11 protein-coding genes and 3 pseudogenes are annotated in these 16,311 nt (G+C 44.8%); 2 read left to right on the top strand and 12 right to left on the bottom strand.

Annotated elements, in window-relative coordinates:
• Nucleotides 1–10: 10 nt before the first annotated feature.
• The 6 genes and pseudogenes from ftsH4 to MAE_RS27105 all read right to left on the bottom strand — a co-directional run.
• The gene (gene ftsH4, locus MAE_RS27125; RefSeq protein WP_012268319.1) at nucleotides 11–1,888 is read right to left on the bottom strand and encodes an ATP-dependent zinc metalloprotease FtsH4; all 1,878 of its coding nucleotides are present in this window, start codon (nucleotides 1,886–1,888) and stop codon (nucleotides 11–13) included.
• Between the two features lie 109 nt (nucleotides 1,889–1,997).
• Nucleotides 1,998–3,842, bottom strand: a complete 1,845-nt coding sequence (ltrA, locus tag MAE_RS27120) for a group II intron reverse transcriptase/maturase (RefSeq protein ID WP_012268318.1) — start codon at nucleotides 3,840–3,842, stop codon at nucleotides 1,998–2,000.
• A 739-nt stretch (nucleotides 3,843–4,581) separates the two neighbouring features.
• Nucleotides 4,582–5,766, bottom strand: a complete 1,185-nt coding sequence (locus MAE_RS27115; RefSeq protein ID WP_012268317.1) for a tetratricopeptide repeat protein — start codon at nucleotides 5,764–5,766, stop codon at nucleotides 4,582–4,584.
• Between the two features lie 135 nt (nucleotides 5,767–5,901).
• Nucleotides 5,902–6,165, bottom strand: a pseudogene (locus MAE_RS31265) (zinc ribbon domain-containing protein); the annotation flags it as partial.
• Nucleotides 6,166–6,184: 19 nt separating this feature from the next.
• Complete coding sequence (locus MAE_RS27110; RefSeq protein WP_012266664.1) at nucleotides 6,185–7,399, bottom strand: ISL3-like element ISMae36 family transposase; 1,215 nt, start codon at nucleotides 7,397–7,399, stop codon at nucleotides 6,185–6,187.
• A 181-nt stretch (nucleotides 7,400–7,580) separates the two neighbouring features.
• Nucleotides 7,581–8,546: pseudogene (locus MAE_RS27105) on the bottom strand (RNA-guided endonuclease InsQ/TnpB family protein); the annotation flags it as partial.
• A 78-nt stretch (nucleotides 8,547–8,624) separates the two neighbouring features.
• Between MAE_RS27105 and MAE_RS31260 the strand changes: the two are divergent.
• Nucleotides 8,625–8,831: pseudogene (locus MAE_RS31260) on the top strand (IS200/IS605 family transposase); the annotation flags it as partial.
• Nucleotides 8,832–8,999: 168 nt separating this feature from the next.
• Here the strand turns inward: MAE_RS31260 and MAE_RS27100 are convergent.
• Nucleotides 9,000–10,472: a leucyl aminopeptidase gene (locus tag MAE_RS27100; protein ID WP_012268315.1), complete on the bottom strand. Its 1,473-nt coding sequence runs from the start codon at nucleotides 10,470–10,472 to the stop codon at nucleotides 9,000–9,002.
• Between the two features lie 235 nt (nucleotides 10,473–10,707).
• Between MAE_RS27100 and MAE_RS27095 the strand changes: the two genes are divergently transcribed.
• The gene (locus MAE_RS27095) at nucleotides 10,708–10,947 is read left to right on the top strand and encodes a hypothetical protein (protein ID WP_002757689.1); all 240 of its coding nucleotides are present in this window, start codon (nucleotides 10,708–10,710) and stop codon (nucleotides 10,945–10,947) included.
• Between the two features lie 58 nt (nucleotides 10,948–11,005).
• Here MAE_RS27095 and MAE_RS27090 read toward each other — a convergent pair whose 3' ends face one another.
• The 5 genes from MAE_RS27090 to MAE_RS27070 form a co-directional block, all read right to left on the bottom strand.
• The gene (locus MAE_RS27090) at nucleotides 11,006–12,415 is read right to left on the bottom strand and encodes an NAD(P)(+) transhydrogenase (Re/Si-specific) subunit beta (RefSeq protein WP_002757688.1); all 1,410 of its coding nucleotides are present in this window, start codon (nucleotides 12,413–12,415) and stop codon (nucleotides 11,006–11,008) included.
• Nucleotides 12,412–12,708, bottom strand: coding sequence for an NAD(P) transhydrogenase subunit alpha (locus MAE_RS27085; RefSeq protein ID WP_002733247.1), 297 nt, complete (start codon nucleotides 12,706–12,708; stop codon nucleotides 12,412–12,414). Before MAE_RS27085 ends, MAE_RS27090 begins: the two co-directional genes overlap by 4 nt.
• Before the next feature lie 129 nt (nucleotides 12,709–12,837).
• Nucleotides 12,838–13,986, bottom strand: a complete 1,149-nt coding sequence (locus MAE_RS27080) for a Re/Si-specific NAD(P)(+) transhydrogenase subunit alpha (protein ID WP_012268313.1) — start codon at nucleotides 13,984–13,986, stop codon at nucleotides 12,838–12,840.
• Between the two features lie 355 nt (nucleotides 13,987–14,341).
• The gene (locus MAE_RS27075; RefSeq protein WP_012268312.1) at nucleotides 14,342–15,313 is read right to left on the bottom strand and encodes a PspA/IM30 family protein; all 972 of its coding nucleotides are present in this window, start codon (nucleotides 15,311–15,313) and stop codon (nucleotides 14,342–14,344) included.
• Between the two features lie 106 nt (nucleotides 15,314–15,419).
• Complete coding sequence (locus tag MAE_RS27070) at nucleotides 15,420–16,193, bottom strand: PspA/IM30 family protein (protein ID WP_002757681.1); 774 nt, start codon at nucleotides 16,191–16,193, stop codon at nucleotides 15,420–15,422.
• Between the last annotated feature and the right edge of the window lie 118 nt (nucleotides 16,194–16,311).

Here is a 16,311-nt window from a genome sequence, read left to right as displayed (position 1 = left end):
TCAAATCAATCTAAACAGTAACAGGTTCTCGATCGAGGGGTTTAACGCGATCGAGCAGAGCCTGCAACTGTTCCCCTTCAATCACCTCTTTACTGAGGATTTCTTGGGCAATTTCTTCGAGCAAATCGCGATTTTGAGCAAGGATATCCAGGGCCTGCTGATGACCATTTTCGACAATCTCTTTCACTTCATTATCGATCGCTTTGGCCGTATCATCGCTCACCAAGCGCCGAGGATTCATCATGCCATCTCCCAGAAAACTATTCTGTTGACCTTTTTCGTAGGCTAGGGGCCCCAGGGTCTTACTCATACCATAGGTCGTCACCATGCGTTCGGCCAAGTCCGTCGCCCGCTGCAGGTCATTAGCGGCCCCAGTAGTAATACTACCAAAGACAATTTCTTCGGCGGCCCGACCACCTAAAAGAGTAGCAATTTGGTCGCGTAATTCCGTATCATCCATCAGGAAACGGTCTTCCGTGGGCATTTGCAGGGTATAACCGAGGGCTGCCATGCCGCGAGGCACGATCGAAATCTTAGCAACTTTACCACCCCCCGGCATAACTGCACCGACGAGAGCGTGACCAACTTCGTGATAAGCGACGATTTTCTTCTCTTTTTCCGAGAGAACCCGGCTTTTCTTCTCTAAACCGGCCACTACCCGCTCGATTGCCTCATTAAAGTCCTCTTGGGCGACGGTGCTGCGTTGATTACGCGCTGCCAATAAAGCCGCCTCATTGACTAGATTAGCTAAGTCAGCACCAGCAAAACCGGGGGTACGGGTAGCAATCTGTTTTAAATCCACACCCGATCCTAATTTTACCTTACCTGCGTAGATTTCGAGGATTTTTAAGCGTCCAGCCAGATCGGGGCGATCAACTAACACTTGACGATCAAAACGGCCGGGGCGTAAAAGGGCGGTATCAAGAGTTTCGGGGCGATTAGTAGCGGCCAGCACGATCACCGTCGCATCACCAGCGTTAAAACCGTCCATTTCCGTCAATAATTGGTTTAAAGTCTGTTCCCGTTCATCGTTACCCCCCATAAAATTACCGTTAGCGCGAGATTTACCGATCGCGTCTAATTCATCGATAAAAATAATACAGGGGGCTTTTTTCTTGGCCTGTTCAAACAGATCTCGCACTCGGGCCGCACCCGCACCGACAAAGAGTTCCACGAATTCCGAACCCGAGATACTAAAAAAAGAAACTCCCGCTTCTCCCGCTACTGCTTTTGCCAGCAGGGTTTTCCCTGTCCCCGGCGGACCGACTAAGAGGACACCCTTGGGAATCCGCGCCCCGATTTGAATGTAACGTTGGGGATATTTGAGAAATTCGACGATTTCGGCTAATTCGGTTTTCGCTTCTTCCACACCGGCCACATCTTTAAAAGTGGTTTTGGTGGTGTCTCCTTCCACATAGACTTTAGCGCGACTTTTGGTAATCGATAAAGCCCCGGCCGGACCACCGCCACCGCTGCGAGCGAGGAAAAATTGCCAAATACCAACAAAAATCAGGGGAGGAATCACCCAACTAAGGACACTGCCAATCCAGCCATTTTTTGGCGGTGGCGCAGCGGCGAATTCTACGCCCTTAGCTTCTAGACGTTTGGGCAATTCTAGGTCAAAAATCGGTGTAGTGCTGAAAATTCGTCCGTAGTTGCCCTCTTGGTCGTTTTTAAGCTGATAACGAATCTCATTCTGTCCCACGGATACCCTAGCGACGTTGCCATCTTCCACTTGGTCGATAAAAAGACTATAGGGAACTTTGGGGACGCTAGGGCCAAATAATTGCGGGAAAAGAAGGTTAACAATCAGAAATAAGCCGCCTACGGCTAATAAAACATTACCGATCAGGCGAGATTGTGAAGGAGGTTTGCTTTTTATACTCATTGCTGGGCATGATTCATTAAAATTAGTCTCTAATTAGGGGTCGAGAAGGTCGTCACCGACCTCCCCTCCCATTCAGAACCGTGCGTGATACTTTCGCATCACACGGCTCCTAGTTTGACTGTTCCCTTGTTAAGGATACAGCTTGACTTCTTTTGGTTGTCATTGTATTATCTATACTAACTTCTAATGGTGTTAGCGTAGATGATTTTGGGCTTCCATCAGATGCCGATTTATCATCGTGACAGTGGCGGTGTAGTAATTGAAGGTTCTTGTATTCATCCTTTCCGCCTAAGCTTAGAGGGTGAATGTGGTCAACTTCAATTAAATCCGATGGGGTGAAATACTGCCCACATCGGCTACACTTGCCTTGTTGCTTTTTGAGTAGTTTGGCTACTCTTGTCGGTGTGTCGATTGCTTGTCCTCGTCTGGTCGCCCAGTAAGTCCAATTTCCGTCAAATGGTGATGCGTCGGGGCGTACTAGGGTATGTCTGACGATTGGTGTCCAATTATGTTTCCATAGATAGAGACCGTTTTTGGTTTTGAATAACCAAGATTCGTGTCTTTCTTTCCCATTGCTGAGTTTAACTGTATCCGGTCTAAAATAATTTCTCAGCTTTTCGTAGTTCGCTTTACCGCATCTTGATACTGTCCATGCCCTTAACATTAACCAGGTTGTATTGTCTAGTTTATTGAAGGTATCCATAGATACTACTCCTGAGTAGTAGTTAGCCCAACCTCTAATGATTGGGTTTAGTCGACTAATCAGGGCTGATTGAGGTGCTGTTTTGTGTTTTTTGATTACACCTTTAATCGCTTCTGTGTGGGTTTTAACTGCTTTTTGGCTGGGTTTGATGTGGGTTTTGTGACCAATTAATCGTTTTGCCCCATCTTTCCCAGATTTGTATTTTCCTACTGGATATTGCCTGATATTGAATCCTAGAAAGTCAAAACCGGGTTCTTCCATTTTCCCATTGTATTCAATAGGTTTGAGTGTGTGACACACTCTGGTTTTTTCTGGTTTAAGTTCTAATCCAATAGGCTTTAACCATTCAGAAATGGCAGTTTTGCACTGTTCAATGATTTCGAGTGATGGTGAAATCACCACAAAATCATCGGCGTACCTTATTAAAACAGCTTGATTTTTACCATTTCCCTTTTTGGGAAATAGTGTTTCAATTAATCTTGCCATTCCATCCAGTGCGATGTTGGCTAGTAGTGGACTTATTACCCCTCCTTGTGGTGTCCCTGTTTCTGTTTCTTCAAATACACCGTTATCCAAAACTCCTGCTTTGAGCCATTGTTTTATGTCTCTTTTCAGGGAACTTGGACAATGAATTTTGGACAGTAAAAAGTCGTGATTAATTCGGTCAAAACACTTGGCAATATCAGCATCTAATACAAAGTAGCTACTTTGATTAATGGTGATGTATATCCTTGATATAGCGTCATGGTCAGACCTTCCGGGTCGGAAACCATAGCTGGTTCCTTCCATTTTTGACTCCCATTCTGGTTCAAGTGCCGATTTAATCAACGCTTGTCTAGCTCTGTCTTTGATGGTTGGTATTCCTAATGGGCGTTTTTCATCCCTGCCGGGTTTAGGAATCCATACCCTTCTTAGCGGTTTTGCTTTAAGTGTTCCTTTGATTTCTTCGGTTAGATTTAGCCTTTGTTCTGGGGATATTGCTATCATTCCATCGACTCCTGCTGTTTTCTTTCCTTGATTATCTTGGGTTACTTTGCGAACTGCTAATAAACGAGCATAGTATGATTTCACCAATAGACGTTGCAACCTTCTAACCTTTGCATCCTGTCCCGATTTAGCCGCTTGGTATATCCTCTTTTGGAGCTTGAAAACATATCTTTGGACTTTTGCCCAATTGATAGTTTTCCATACATTCGTAGTCTTAGTGGTTTTCGGTTTCCCGAATCCTTTACCTTCTCTCGATTTCGTCATATAGACTCCTACTAGACTCTATCCTTACAATCAAACCGTAACCCGTCAGCATATCCTGATTATTACTGTCAGGCGTTGGCTTTTGGTTACATCTCACACCCTTGAAGGCTTGCGCTTACACTTATCGCTACTGGGTATTTCGACCGATACTCAGAGCCTAAAAGGGTTTATAACGTTCCGTTTATATGGGCATTCCATCTTTAGATTTGTCCTCTCCACCGGGGTACTTTAAAGGTCTGTGTGAGTGGGAAAGGTAAGACCCTCACTATTCCCCTTATTCTTTTGAATGTAGTGTGTCAACCTATTTCACTACTCAATGTTTACGATGGTTCAAGTCGGACATTTGGCTCACGCCTAATCTTGGATGGTTGGCAGTGGTCTCGGTTTGGATGTTAGGTTACATCTAGGAGCCTTCCGTTCCCCGCTTCAGTCCCAGAGTTGTGACTTCTGAATCTGGGGGTGGCTATCGCCGTTACTCTCAGCTTTGTAACGATTTGTGATTGATTGTTACAAAGTGTATTGACCTTGAGTCCCCTTGCCTGATTTGGTATCGGGTGATACTAAACGTTGGGACATATAAACAGTTATAAGGTTGGTCTGGGTTGACCTCTTAGATTCAGTCGGGGGACTGAAGACCTTGCTAGGCGGTTATTTCGGGCATTTCAGCCCTATTTCATGCCTAAACGTTTCGCACTCCTCTCCTCATTGTAGGCTGTTCACTGCTCAAGTTCAGATTGAATCAGGCGGGGGGATTACCGTCGTCTTCGGGCGGTTTTTGCCCTAGTAAAGCCTCTAGACGGGTTTGGGCAAGCTCAAAATCTGGCGCAATCCCTAAAGCTTTTTGATAACAGGCGATCGCTGCTTGGGTTTCGCCTAAATTTTCTAGGGTACTGCCGCGATTGTACCAAGCTTGATAAAAATTATCGTCTGCTTCTAGCACCTGTTGCCAACATTCTAAAGCCTCTTGCCAACGTTGCAGTCCGTATAGGGCGCTGCCCCTAGCGTTAATGACTTGGTGATCGTTGGGGGTGATTTCTAGGGCGCGATCATAACTATTTAACGCCTCCTCGTAGTTACCGATCATGGCTAAGGCACCACCACGATTATGCCAGGCCGAGGCTAATTGGGGATTGATCGTCAAGGCCTGTTCCCAATCAGCGATCGCATTTGACCAATTGCCTAAATTTGCCTGTTCTAAGCCCTGATTAAACCAATCTTCGGCAGTTTCAGGGTTTTTACCCTCCTGGGGGGAAAATTGAGCGATGAGACTATCAATAATGCTTTCTGCGTCCTTATTTTCGATGCCTAATTGTTCGGCCATTTGGCCCGCCAGGGTAGGATCGTTTTGCAGACGGTTAAATAATTCATCGAGGGTCAGGGTTTCTAATTGGGGATTTTCTGGGTCATTACCGTTAAAATCGCTAGTTTCACCCGAATATAAGAGATTTTCTGGGGGTTGCGGCAGGGAATAACTGCCCGGGGCCTCATCTTCGCCGGCGTATTCCCAGATTAAAGTGGCAGTTTCTTTGGTGTAGAGTTGATAACCGATCTCGTAGGAAGCTTCACCAATACGTTCAATCCCCGGGAAAGCGCGGGCTAATTCTCCTAAACGGATCATTCTGGTGGCGAGAAGTTGGTTAAGGGAAGCGGAGGATTGCAGACGGGTGCCAAAGCGATCTAACCATTGTACCCAATCTTTTTGCCGACCTCGATCGCCCAATTTCTCAAAAAATCTCAGAATTCTGCCTTCGTGCCAACCGTGGGCCACTCCATCGAGTAACTGCATATAGAGAAACTCGTAATCTGTATCGGTTAGGGGAACAGATTCGATCGCTTGTACTTTCCCCTTTCCTCCTTGTCCCCCCAAAAGTCGGGTAAAAAAGTTTTCGATCGCGCGCCAAAGTTTTCTTAAAAGTCCCTGCATTCTAATCTCGACACTGGTTTTATTAATCTTGCAAGCGTAACCCAATTAGTCTAGCAGTTATCAGTTATCGGGGATTGACTCTCCCCCGCTAACCGCGGAGCGCGGTGTAGCGGGGGATTCTCGGTTCTTAGGCTTTTAACTAGATCGACCGAGTTTAACCCGGTCGATCCCCGTCAAATCGCCTCCGCGAGCGTTTTCTAACACGGTCAGTCCGACCGCGTTTTTTCCTCGGTTCTCGATTACCTTTGCTGATGCCGTATCTCTCGGTTCGATGTTACCGCAAGAATCACACCGGTGAACTCTTTCCGATAACGACTTTTTACCAGTGAACGCGCCACAATTAGGACAATCCTGTGAAGTTCCGTTTTTATCGACCTTAAGATAATATTTCCGGCTCTTCGTTACCCTTTATGCTAAATCAACATACAAGATGCCAAGATAACATACTTCTAACCCAAAAATTCCGAAAGTTTCTAAAGCCATAGCCTCTCCGTTTTATTAGTTTAAGTTTATTGTTGATTCCCTCGACCACCCCATTCGTTGTCCTTCGCTCGAAATAACTAATTATTTCTCCAAACCAGTTTCGGATTGTTTGACAACTCTTGGTAAAAACACTGGAGGATTTTGCCAACCATTCCGAGATGGATAGCATTCCCTCTGTCGGATTCTCTGAGGTTTCATAAATCTTTCTAAATTCTTCCTTTAATTCCTGCATCTTTTTCAAATTTGGGAATTTTTCTTTGATAGCTTCTAGTTTAATTTTTTGGGGTTCCGTTAAATCTTCTTCATTTTTTAACAGGCTATATTTACTTCGCTTTAAAACTTCTAGCTTCGCTTCTTTTTCCGCTTTCTGTTTTTTATTTTTCTGCGCTTCTACGGCTCTTTTTTCTGCTCTTCTCTGTTCGTCTAACTCTTGATTAATTTGTTTCATTACATGGAATCTATCGGCGACTACTTCGGCCGATGGCATCAATTCTTTCACCAAATTTTTATAAGGCAACCAAAGGTCTATGCTCACTTCTTCAATTTGCTCTAACACCTCTTTTCCCCAGCCCGTAAGCGTTTCTCTCAACTCTTCTTGTGTTCGCTTCTCTAGAATAGCTATTAGTTTTCCCGTATCTAAATTTACTAAAACCGCACAGTAATTTTTTTGTCCTTTGACTAGAGCGATTTCATCAATTCCTAGTCTTTTTAATTCCGATAGGTCTGGCTCTGTAATTTCTTCGGCGATGTCCTCTATCATTCTTTGAATCTCTTCTTCCGTTACGTCATTTATTCGACTAACATTTAAAATATCTCCTTCTTTTAATTGTTCGAGTATATTTGCGGCTAGTCTTTTCGTATAGGTTCGTTTCTTGGCGACAAAATCTAACTCTTCGCTAAAGGGTCTCTGACAATTATCGCACTTAAATTGACGACGATTAATTTGTAGGTATACTGGTTGACCTGAGATTGGTAAATCTTTGACTAAATGTCGATGATTTTGGTGGAGTTTATCGCTCTCTAACCCACAACGAGGACAGGTTGCTTTTTGATTTTTCGATTCGATTCGGCAAACTATACCGATATTTTCTAGGTGTAGATAGCCTTGAATACAGGTTCCTTTTAGGTTCAAAAATTTGTCAAGTATCATAAGTAAAATAATCTCGTTTTTGGCTATTATATCAAATCTTAACTCAATTGTCTATCTTTTGGTATTAACCTGTTTGTGCCTTAAGTCCTTCCCTGTATGGATTTCAGCTACTTTTGAGCGTAGGCGCTCTCATCGAATTTTATTTTAAGTTAATTATTTGCATAACAATTCCCGAAGAGCCATATTTCCCCCGTTTCCAAACAACAAACGGTAGTATCTCATTAATAAAACTACCGATACCCGAATCTAGAGATTGTTTTCTAACAATCCCTCTAGACCAGGAAACGAAGTTAATATCCTCAACGAAGATATTATCAGCGAGATCGCAAAGGTAATGAGCTAACTTAAAATGCCAATCTCTACGAGTATTAGACACTTTTTCGTGTAATCTTGCTATCTTATCTTGGAGTTTCAACCAATTGTTCGAGCCTTTGACTTGATGTTTCAAGCGTCTTTGTAGCAATTTAAGCTTACTCTGTACTTTCAACAAAAATCGAGGGGCTTTGATTAAATCTCCCCGTGAAGTAGCGACAAAACTCTCAATTCCCGCGTCAATTCCTAAACAGGTCTTCCCTACTGTCATATCGGGAACTAATTCCGGAGATTGGAAAGAAACCAAAACGTAAAATCCCGACGCTTTTTGGATAATTCGAGCTTGTTTAGGCTCAAACCCAGACGGGTACTCCCTAGATTTCCTAATCCGAATTTTTCCCAATTGTGGAAAATTTAAGTATTCGTCACCTAGAAAATTTTTCGAGAGCGCGGGGAAAACAAAACTTCGCATCTTTTTCTTAAATCTAGGAAAGCCGAAGCCTTTCGATTTTATATGGTCAAACGCTTTATCTACAGTTTTTAAAACTTGCTGTAAGACTTGAGCGTTAACCGTCTTTAATATCGGGTAAACTTTTTTAGCTTCCGTTAGATTTTTAGCTTGAACGAAGTAATTTGGATAGGGTTGATCCGCAGGAATTATGTACTCAGAAACTAGCGAACAGCGATCCGCAAGACACTTTCGAGAGTTTAACCAATCTTTCCGTTCCGAGAGTGCGTAATTGTAAACGCTTTTGGCAACATCAAGAATGTGGATTATCTCCCGTTCCTGTTGTCTGTTTACCTTTAGTTTGTACTGGTAGGTAAGCGTTATCACTGTCGTTAGTTTCGTGATGTGATGTATAGTTAAATTGTAACACTTACTGCCTAGTATATCAACTAATTACAATCATGGACCAAACTAATCGCTAACCTTAAAACAGTTAGTAGTCGCTTAATTAGACAAGAATTTCCGGATTTGGCGGCAAAGTATTTCGACAACAAACCCTATTTTTGGGTGGGAGCTTATTTCGTGGCTAGTTGTGGCGACGTTACTGTCGAACAACTAAAAAAATACGTCGAGAACCAAAACTCCCCAAAAGTGGAAAGGCTACTGCGTTAGTTTCATTCTGGTCGCGATTCATCTCCCGTTAACCGCTACGCAGTTTAACGGGAGTCCTCTCGCGACCTTGAGATAGGGGTGAGGGGTGGGGCAGATTTTTCAGGGATCGGTAAACAGTAAACAGTGAAAATACTCCTCACCTAATACCGCTTACCGATCACCGATAACTTAATTATTGGCCATTACCCAATTAACTAGAGTGCGGACGGGAAAACCGGTGGCCCCGGAATTATTAACGCCATTTTCTTTATCGGACCAGACCGGTCCTGCGATATCTAGGTGGAGCCAGGGAGTATTATTAATGAATTGCTTCAAAAATAAAGCGGCTGTAATGGAACCGCCGGGGCGCGGGCCGGTGTTTTTCATATCGGCAATTTGAGACTTCATCCCCTCGAAATATTTTTCTTCTAGGGGCATTGGCCAGAATTTTTCGCCGGCTAATTTAGCGGCCTCTTGGATTTGAGCTGCGAGACTCTCATCGCTACTCCATAAACCGGCGATATCGTCCCCCAAAGCGATGACACAGGCCCCGGTTAAAGTGGCTAGATCTACGATCGCATCCACCTCTAATTTTTCCGCAAAAACCAAGCCATCGGCCAGGGTTAATCGTCCCTCGGCATCGGTGTTATTGACTTCAATAGTTTTGCCATTAGAAGCGGTTAAAATGTCCCCAGGGTGCATAGCGCGACCACTAATCATATTTTCTGTAGCCGGACAGATAAAGTGTACTTCCACTTCTGGCTGTAATTGGGCGATCGCCTTGGCTGCGCCTAGGGTGGCGGCACCACCCCCCATATCCATTTTCATGGTTTCGATGCCACTGCCGGCCCCTTTAATATTCAAACCGCCGGAATCAAAGGTTAAACTTTTGCCGACGATTGCTAGTTTACGTTTCGGGGTTCCTTGGGGTTTATAGATTAAATGAAGGAATTTTGGGGGAATATCCGAGGCTTTGGCCACTCCTAGGAAGGCTCCCATGCCCAAGCTTTCGCATTCTTCCTGTTCCAGAATGTTGAGACTTAATCCGTATTCGGCGGCAATTTGCTCGGCGGTTTCTGCCATGGTCAGGGGGGTGACGGTGTTAGCGGGAGCATTGACTAATTCTCTGGCCAGAATCACCCCGGAACAGATTTGCTCGGACTTGGCGATCGCCGATGCTTGCTCTCCTAAACCCAATAACTCGACGGTTTCTAATTTGGCTCCTTTTTCCTCCTTAGTGGACTTGAAGCGGGTATCCTGATGAGTGGCCAGCAGCAGCCCTTCCGTGATTGCTCCGGCAGTGGCGGACTGATCGCCAACTACTGGTAAACTGATGGCCAGAGCTTGGCTTTTTTGTTGTTTGGCCAGACGAGCGATGGCGGCGGCCGCTAGACGCAGGGTTTGCAGGTCGAAATCGGCAGTTTTTCCCAATCCCACCAGGATTAATTTGCGAATCGGACCTCCACCTAGACGAGTCGCCGCACTGCTGCCTAATTTTCCTTCGAATTCCGTCTCGGAGATGAGATCCCCTAGGTTTCCCCCTAGTTTATCGTTTAATTCTGCCAATTCTCCTGCAATCTCGATGGCTCCTTCTGGTAAACCTAGGGCTAAAGTATCTCCTGTCCAAGTAAGGAGCGAGGTGTCAGTCGATCGAATATCCATTCTTTATCTCGATAATTCTTTGCAAAATGCTTCTATTAATCACTATACTGTAAGCTCTATCAGTTATCATCGATCATCTATTCAGGTTTAGTGGCTCCCTGTCAAGAATCAAGGTCTAGCTCTTGCTAAAATCATTGTCCCTGATTGCTGATGCTGACTGGGGATAACTGCCATGGGTTCTACTACTTAGAAAAAAATTATCAAGTTTGTGTTGATCACTCAAGGAGAAATTTTTATGGAAATATCTCGTCCTAATCAAGCAGAATTAACCGCAGAAGAACAACAGGAACTAGAAAAGTTGCGAGCTATTATCGAACAGGCTAGTGTTGATGGCGTGATCACTCAAGGGGAAAGGGAAAGAATCGCCCTAGCTATGAGGTCTGATGGTAAAGTGACCCTAGAAGAATTAGAGTTAGTCAGAACTTTAATTACCGAAAAAGTGAGCAAAGGGGAATTGGTTCTGGATTATCTTTAAACTCTGGAAAATCAGATAAAAAAAGACGGGGTGAAAACCCCGTCCTATTTGTCAAGAATTATGACAAATCCTTGACTTGTGATACTAATTGTGCTACCACATCTTGAGCGCTACCGAAGAGCATAAAGGTTTTGGGATTGTAGAATAATTCGTTTTCTACCCCGGCAAAACCCGATCGCATACTGCGCTTAATCACGATCGTGTGCTGTGCCTTATCCACGTCGAGAATTGGCATTCCATAAATCGGACTAGCCTTATCGTGACGGGCAGCGGGATTAACCACATCATTCGCCCCAATAATTAACGCCACATCGACGCGCTCAAACTCAGGATTAATATCATCCATATCGTAGAGTTGCGGATAGGGAACATTAGCTTCGGCCAGTAATACATTCATGTGACCGGGCATTCTTCCCGCCACGGGGTGAATAGCATATTTAACCTCAACGCCATTTTTTTCCAACTGTTCAGCCAATTCTCGCACTGCGTGTTGTGCTTGAGCCACCGCCATGCCGTAACCGGGTACAATCACCACAGAACGCGCATAACCGAGCATCATTGCCCCTTCTTCTGAATCAATAGCATGAACCGATTTATCAAGGCTAGAAGTGGCGCTGGCTTCGCCTCCGGCACTAGCACCTGTACCAAATGCCCCAAATAGTACACTAGCCAGCGATCGATTCATGGCTTTACACATGATCTGAGTCAGGATAATCCCCGACGCACCCACCAAAGCACCGGCGATGATCAGCATACTATTCATCAGGATAAAACCGACTACGCTGGCGGCAAGTCCCGAAAAAGAGTTTAAGAGGGAGATAACCACGGGCATATCGCCGCCACCGATGGGAAGCACGAATAAAGCCCCGAAAATTAAGGAAAGTGCCACCAAGGTCAGGAAAACATCGATCGAGGTGGGATCAAAAAAGAGATAGACACTACCCCCTAAAAAGGTGAGTAGCAAGAGAATGTTAAAGGGTTGTTGGAAAGGAAAAGTTACGGGCGCGCCACTGATTAATTCCTGTAATTTGGCAAAAGCGAGGACACTACCGGTAAAAGTGACACCGCCGATCAATATACCCAAAATAGCGATCAGTATCGAGTCAAAGGCAATATTTTCACCACTTTGCAGTAAACGCCAGTATTCGCCAATGGCAATTAAAGCACTGGCAGCACCGCCTAAACCGTTAAAAATCCCCACCATTTGGGGCATAGCTGTCATCGGGACTTTTTGCGCCGAAACCAAGCCGATAATTGAGCCAATCACCAACGCCACGGCGATTAAACCATAGCTGAGGATTTCTTGATTGATTAAGGTGGCAATAATGGCGATTAGCATCCCGATGGCAGCCAGAAAATTGCCTTGACGGGCGGTAGCGGGGGAAGATAATTGTTTAAGACCGATGATAAATAAAATGGCGGCAAGTAGATAGGACAACTCGATCCCTGTGATAAGGGCATTATTCATGATTTAGCCTCTTTTTTCTTGAACATTTGCAGCATTCGATCGGTAACGACAAAACCACCGACCACGTTAACCATCGCCAAAATAACGGCAATTAACCCTAAAATTACGGTTAATTCGTGCCAATCCGTGCCTCCGGCGATGAGGAGCGCACCAACAACGGCGATACCTGAAATTGCATTCGCTCCCGACATCAGGGGTGTATGGAGAGTGGGAGGAACTTTATTGATCACCTCGAAACCGACAAAGGAAGCGAGGACAAATACCACTAAAGCGGTTAAAAGTTGGGCAGTCATTGGTTAAAGAAATAGGGGATAGGGTTTGGGGATTGGGGAAGTGGGGTGTGGGGTGTGGGGTGTGGGGTGTGGGGTGTGGGGAGAATACTGCCTCCTGAATACTGAATACTGACTCCTGAATCCTGATAGCTAAAAAGCGGATAACTGTTCACTGAGGGCGGATTTAATGCGTTGGTTGCGGATTTCGCCGGCGTGGGTGACACAGGCACTATCAATGATGTCATCGGCAAAATCGAGGTTTAAACTGCCCTCTTTGCTGACTAGAAGTTGTAGCAGCATTTGCAGGTTTTTGGCGTACATCTGGCTGGCATTGGTGGCCACTGTGGCAGGAAGATTAACGGCTCCGACGATTTTTACCCCATTAACGATGATTTCTCGTCCCGGTTGGGTGTAGGCGCAATTTCCGCCCTGTTCCGCCGCTAAATCAACGATTACCGACCCCGCTTTCATGGTGGCGATCATCTCTTTGGTGACTAGCAGCGGGGCCTGTTTCCCCGGTACTTGGGCTGTGGTGATCACCACATCAGCCCGCTTAATTGGTTCCGTTAGGGCTTGACAAATGCGCTCCTGTGTGCTAAGGGAAACCTCTTTGGCGTAACCGTTATCGGCGACGGTATCTTCTTCTAGGGGCATTTCAATAAATTTCGCCCCGACACTCTGCACTTCTTCTTTGACTTGGGGACGAATATCAAAAGCCTCCACCACTGCCCCCAAACGGCGGGCGGTAGCGCAAGCTTGCAATCCAGCAACTCCTGCCCCCAATACCAGCACTTTGGCGGGGGCGATCGTACCGGCGGCGGTAGTCATCATCGGGAACATTTTCGGCAGCTGCACGGCGGCGAGGAGTACCGCTTTGTAACCGGCGAGGTTAGCCTGAGAGGAGAGGGCATCCATACTCTGGGCGCGACTACTGCGGGGAATTAATTCCATGCTCAAAGCGGTGATCCCGCGCTCGGCTAATTTGGCAATGCGCCGGGGCTGACGCAGGGGATCGAGAAAGCCGATGAGGATACCACCATTTTTCAGGCGATCGATCTCGCTATCGCTAGGAGGGACGACTTTGAGAATAATATCAGCAGTTTCATAGATATATTCGCTGTTTTCGCTCAGGGCGGCTCCCAGGGCACTATAGGCACTATCGGCAAAGTTAGCGCTAATTCCCGCCCCATTTTGGACAATTACCTCAAATCCCGCCTTGACTAAACGGGCGACGGTATCCGGCACTAGCGCCACCCGCGCCTCGCCTTGGTCACTTTCTTTGATTACGCCGATTTTCATGGCTGGGTTTCTCCTTAATAAGTCCTTCTCTTGTCTTATGCTGTTGGGGTAAGGGTTTCGTTAAATGCGATCGATCCCTTGGGATAATTTCGAGTCAAAATTGCTTTTCACTTCCATCCTAGCTATCCTCACCTTTCTGGCTCTTTTTCGGGCTGAATCTTAGGATTATCTTCAGAATTAAAGGGTTTTGAGCGGCATTATTTGGGAATTTTTTTATAATGATGAGGTACAAAGTTTTTGTTCTGGGGAACCCCGAAACGGTTAACATTAGCCAGTCTTCGGTCTTAGATACCAGATTAGGCTATACTTCATATTGATGAGAAGGGCTGTAATACGTCTCGACAATCTCAAAGTTTTACAGTTCTTTTAACTTCGATCGCAATTCCTCTAATTCTGCATCTACTGCTGAATCGCTGACGGTAGTTGCTGGGGGTAAATTGCTTTGATTAGAAGTTGTACTGGGTAATACTCCCCCAGACATTTGTGCTTTTAGCAGTGCTAATTCATCATCCACATCGCTACCCGCTTCTAGCGTGAATTGATGTTCCATGCCGATGCCACCGATTTCACCGTCAGCTTGACTACTGGATTCTAACTGCATAAATTTTGCTTCCATGCGCTCAAAAGCTGAACGGTAAATACTATTGTTCCCATTCTCAAAAATAGTTAAGTTTTTTGCTAAAGTATCGACTTGAGTTTTAATTTGTTCGATCTGACTTTTGATAATATTGGCGATATTAATATGATTCTCTTTTTGTCTAAAAGCTTCTCTAACAAGGGAATAATCTACTTCAGATCTAGCTAATTTAGCTCTCCTGTCCCATTTTAAAATTTCCGCTAGTTCTTGATTATATTGTTGTTCTGCTCTTTTTTGTAAAGTGATTATTTCGGCCATGTCTAATCTTGGTAATTTCTTTTCGATTGCCATCCCGTCCAATTCGTCATAAATTTGACTAGGATCTTGCAATTGTCTAACTTTTCCCTCTGGGACTTCAAAAACCGCCTTGTCAATGCTAGTATCTATACTGCCGATACTTTTTTCGTTAATCTTTCTTTCTAAAATTGGCAATTTTTCTTTCAGTTTATCAACTTGGATATTCAGTTTTTCCAGTTGATTTTTAATAATATTTGCGGTATTAATGTGATGTTTTTTCTTTATATTAGCTTCTTGTGCCAGAGACTCATCACCTTTATCTAGGGCGAGTTTAACTCTTTCTTGCCATTTTAAAACCTCAGCTTGTGCCTGGTTGTACTGTTGTTCGGCTCTTTTTTGTAAGGCAATTACTTCGATAATTGAGGAACGTAAATTAGATAAATCATCCCGCATAATAGTGATGGTTAATTATGACTAGCAATTAATATTCCCTATCTCAACAACAAAATTAATAAATAGAGACGTACCGTAGATGGTACGTCTCGACGCTCTCAAAGTTTTACAGTTCTTTCAACTTCGATCGCAATTCCTCTAATTCCGCATCCACTGCCGAATCCCTGACGGTGGTTGCTTGGGGTAAAGTGGGTTGACTAGAAGCTGTACCCGGTAATGCTCCCCCGGACATTTGTGCTTTCAGCATTGCTAATTCATCCTCCACATCGCTACCCGATTCTAGTGCAGCGAATTGACGTTCCATGTCGATGCCACCCAATTCACCGATCGCTTGACTACGGGCTTCTATCTGCACAACTTTTTCTTCCATGCGCTCAAAAGCGGACATGGAACTACTGGTATCGATACTGCCGAGGGTTTTTTGGATTTCTTCGTTAGCTTTTGCGGCTCTGGAGCGAGCTACTAACATATTTTTCTTGGTTTTTGCCTCAGAAATCTTACTTTCGAGCGCAATCAAGTTTTTTCTCAGACTATCTACCTGTACCGTTTGCTGATCCAGTTGATTTTTGAGAATGGCGGCGGTTTCCGTGAAATCTTTCTTGCGTTTAAGAGCTTCCCTGGCGAGAGTTTCATCCCCTTTAGAAAGGGCTAATTTGGCTCTTTGTTCCCATTTATTGGCTTCTGACTGGTCTTTGCTGTATTTTTGTTCCGTTTGTCGCTGTTCGGCGATCGCTCTAGCGACCGCTTGACGTACCTGTACTAGATCCTCTTGCATATCACTGACAGCTTGTTCCAGCATTTTTTCTGGATCTTCAGCCTTGCTCACCATATCATTGAGGTTAGCTCGGACAACTCGGCTAAGGCGATCGAATAAACCCATGACGCTCTTGTTCCTCTCGGTGTGTACTAAATCAGTTAACTGTTCTTAAAATTTCCTATCTTGCCTAACGGCTTATTCTCTAATATAAACCACGAGAGCTAGGATAGGCGATAGGAGT

It is taken from the genome of Microcystis aeruginosa NIES-843, from assembly GCF_000010625.1.
GTDB classification, from domain to species: Bacteria; Cyanobacteriota; Cyanobacteriia; order Cyanobacteriales; family Microcystaceae; genus Microcystis; species Microcystis aeruginosa.
The sequence above is the reverse complement of the archived record's forward strand: the minus strand, read 5'-3'. Positions and strand labels throughout refer to the sequence as shown.

What these genes read in the sequence shown, in the direction of transcription:
- MAE_RS27075 (WP_012268312.1), bottom strand. Translation starts at nt 15,313, where the DNA reads ATGCGGGATGATTTATCTAATTTACGTTCCTCAATTATCGAAGTAATT.
- MAE_RS27095 (WP_002757689.1), top strand. Translation starts at nt 10,708, where the DNA reads ATGGAAATATCTCGTCCTAATCAAGCAGAATTAACCGCAGAAGAACAA.
- MAE_RS27090 (WP_002757688.1), bottom strand. Translation starts at nt 12,415, where the DNA reads ATGAATAATGCCCTTATCACAGGGATCGAGTTGTCCTATCTACTTGCC.
- MAE_RS27080 (WP_012268313.1), bottom strand. Translation starts at nt 13,986, where the DNA reads ATGAAAATCGGCGTAATCAAAGAAAGTGACCAAGGCGAGGCGCGGGTG.
- ftsH4 (WP_012268319.1), bottom strand. Translation starts at nt 1,888, where the DNA reads ATGAGTATAAAAAGCAAACCTCCTTCACAATCTCGCCTGATCGGTAAT.
- ltrA (WP_012268318.1), bottom strand. Translation starts at nt 3,842, where the DNA reads ATGACGAAATCGAGAGAAGGTAAAGGATTCGGGAAACCGAAAACCACT.
- MAE_RS27070 (WP_002757681.1), bottom strand. Translation starts at nt 16,193, where the DNA reads ATGGGTTTATTCGATCGCCTTAGCCGAGTTGTCCGAGCTAACCTCAAT.
- MAE_RS27100 (WP_012268315.1), bottom strand. Translation starts at nt 10,472, where the DNA reads ATGGATATTCGATCGACTGACACCTCGCTCCTTACTTGGACAGGAGAT.
- MAE_RS27115 (WP_012268317.1), bottom strand. Translation starts at nt 5,766, where the DNA reads ATGCAGGGACTTTTAAGAAAACTTTGGCGCGCGATCGAAAACTTTTTT.
- MAE_RS27085 (WP_002733247.1), bottom strand. Translation starts at nt 12,708, where the DNA reads ATGACTGCCCAACTTTTAACCGCTTTAGTGGTATTTGTCCTCGCTTCC.
- MAE_RS27110 (WP_012266664.1), bottom strand. Translation starts at nt 7,399, where the DNA reads ATGATACTTGACAAATTTTTGAACCTAAAAGGAACCTGTATTCAAGGC.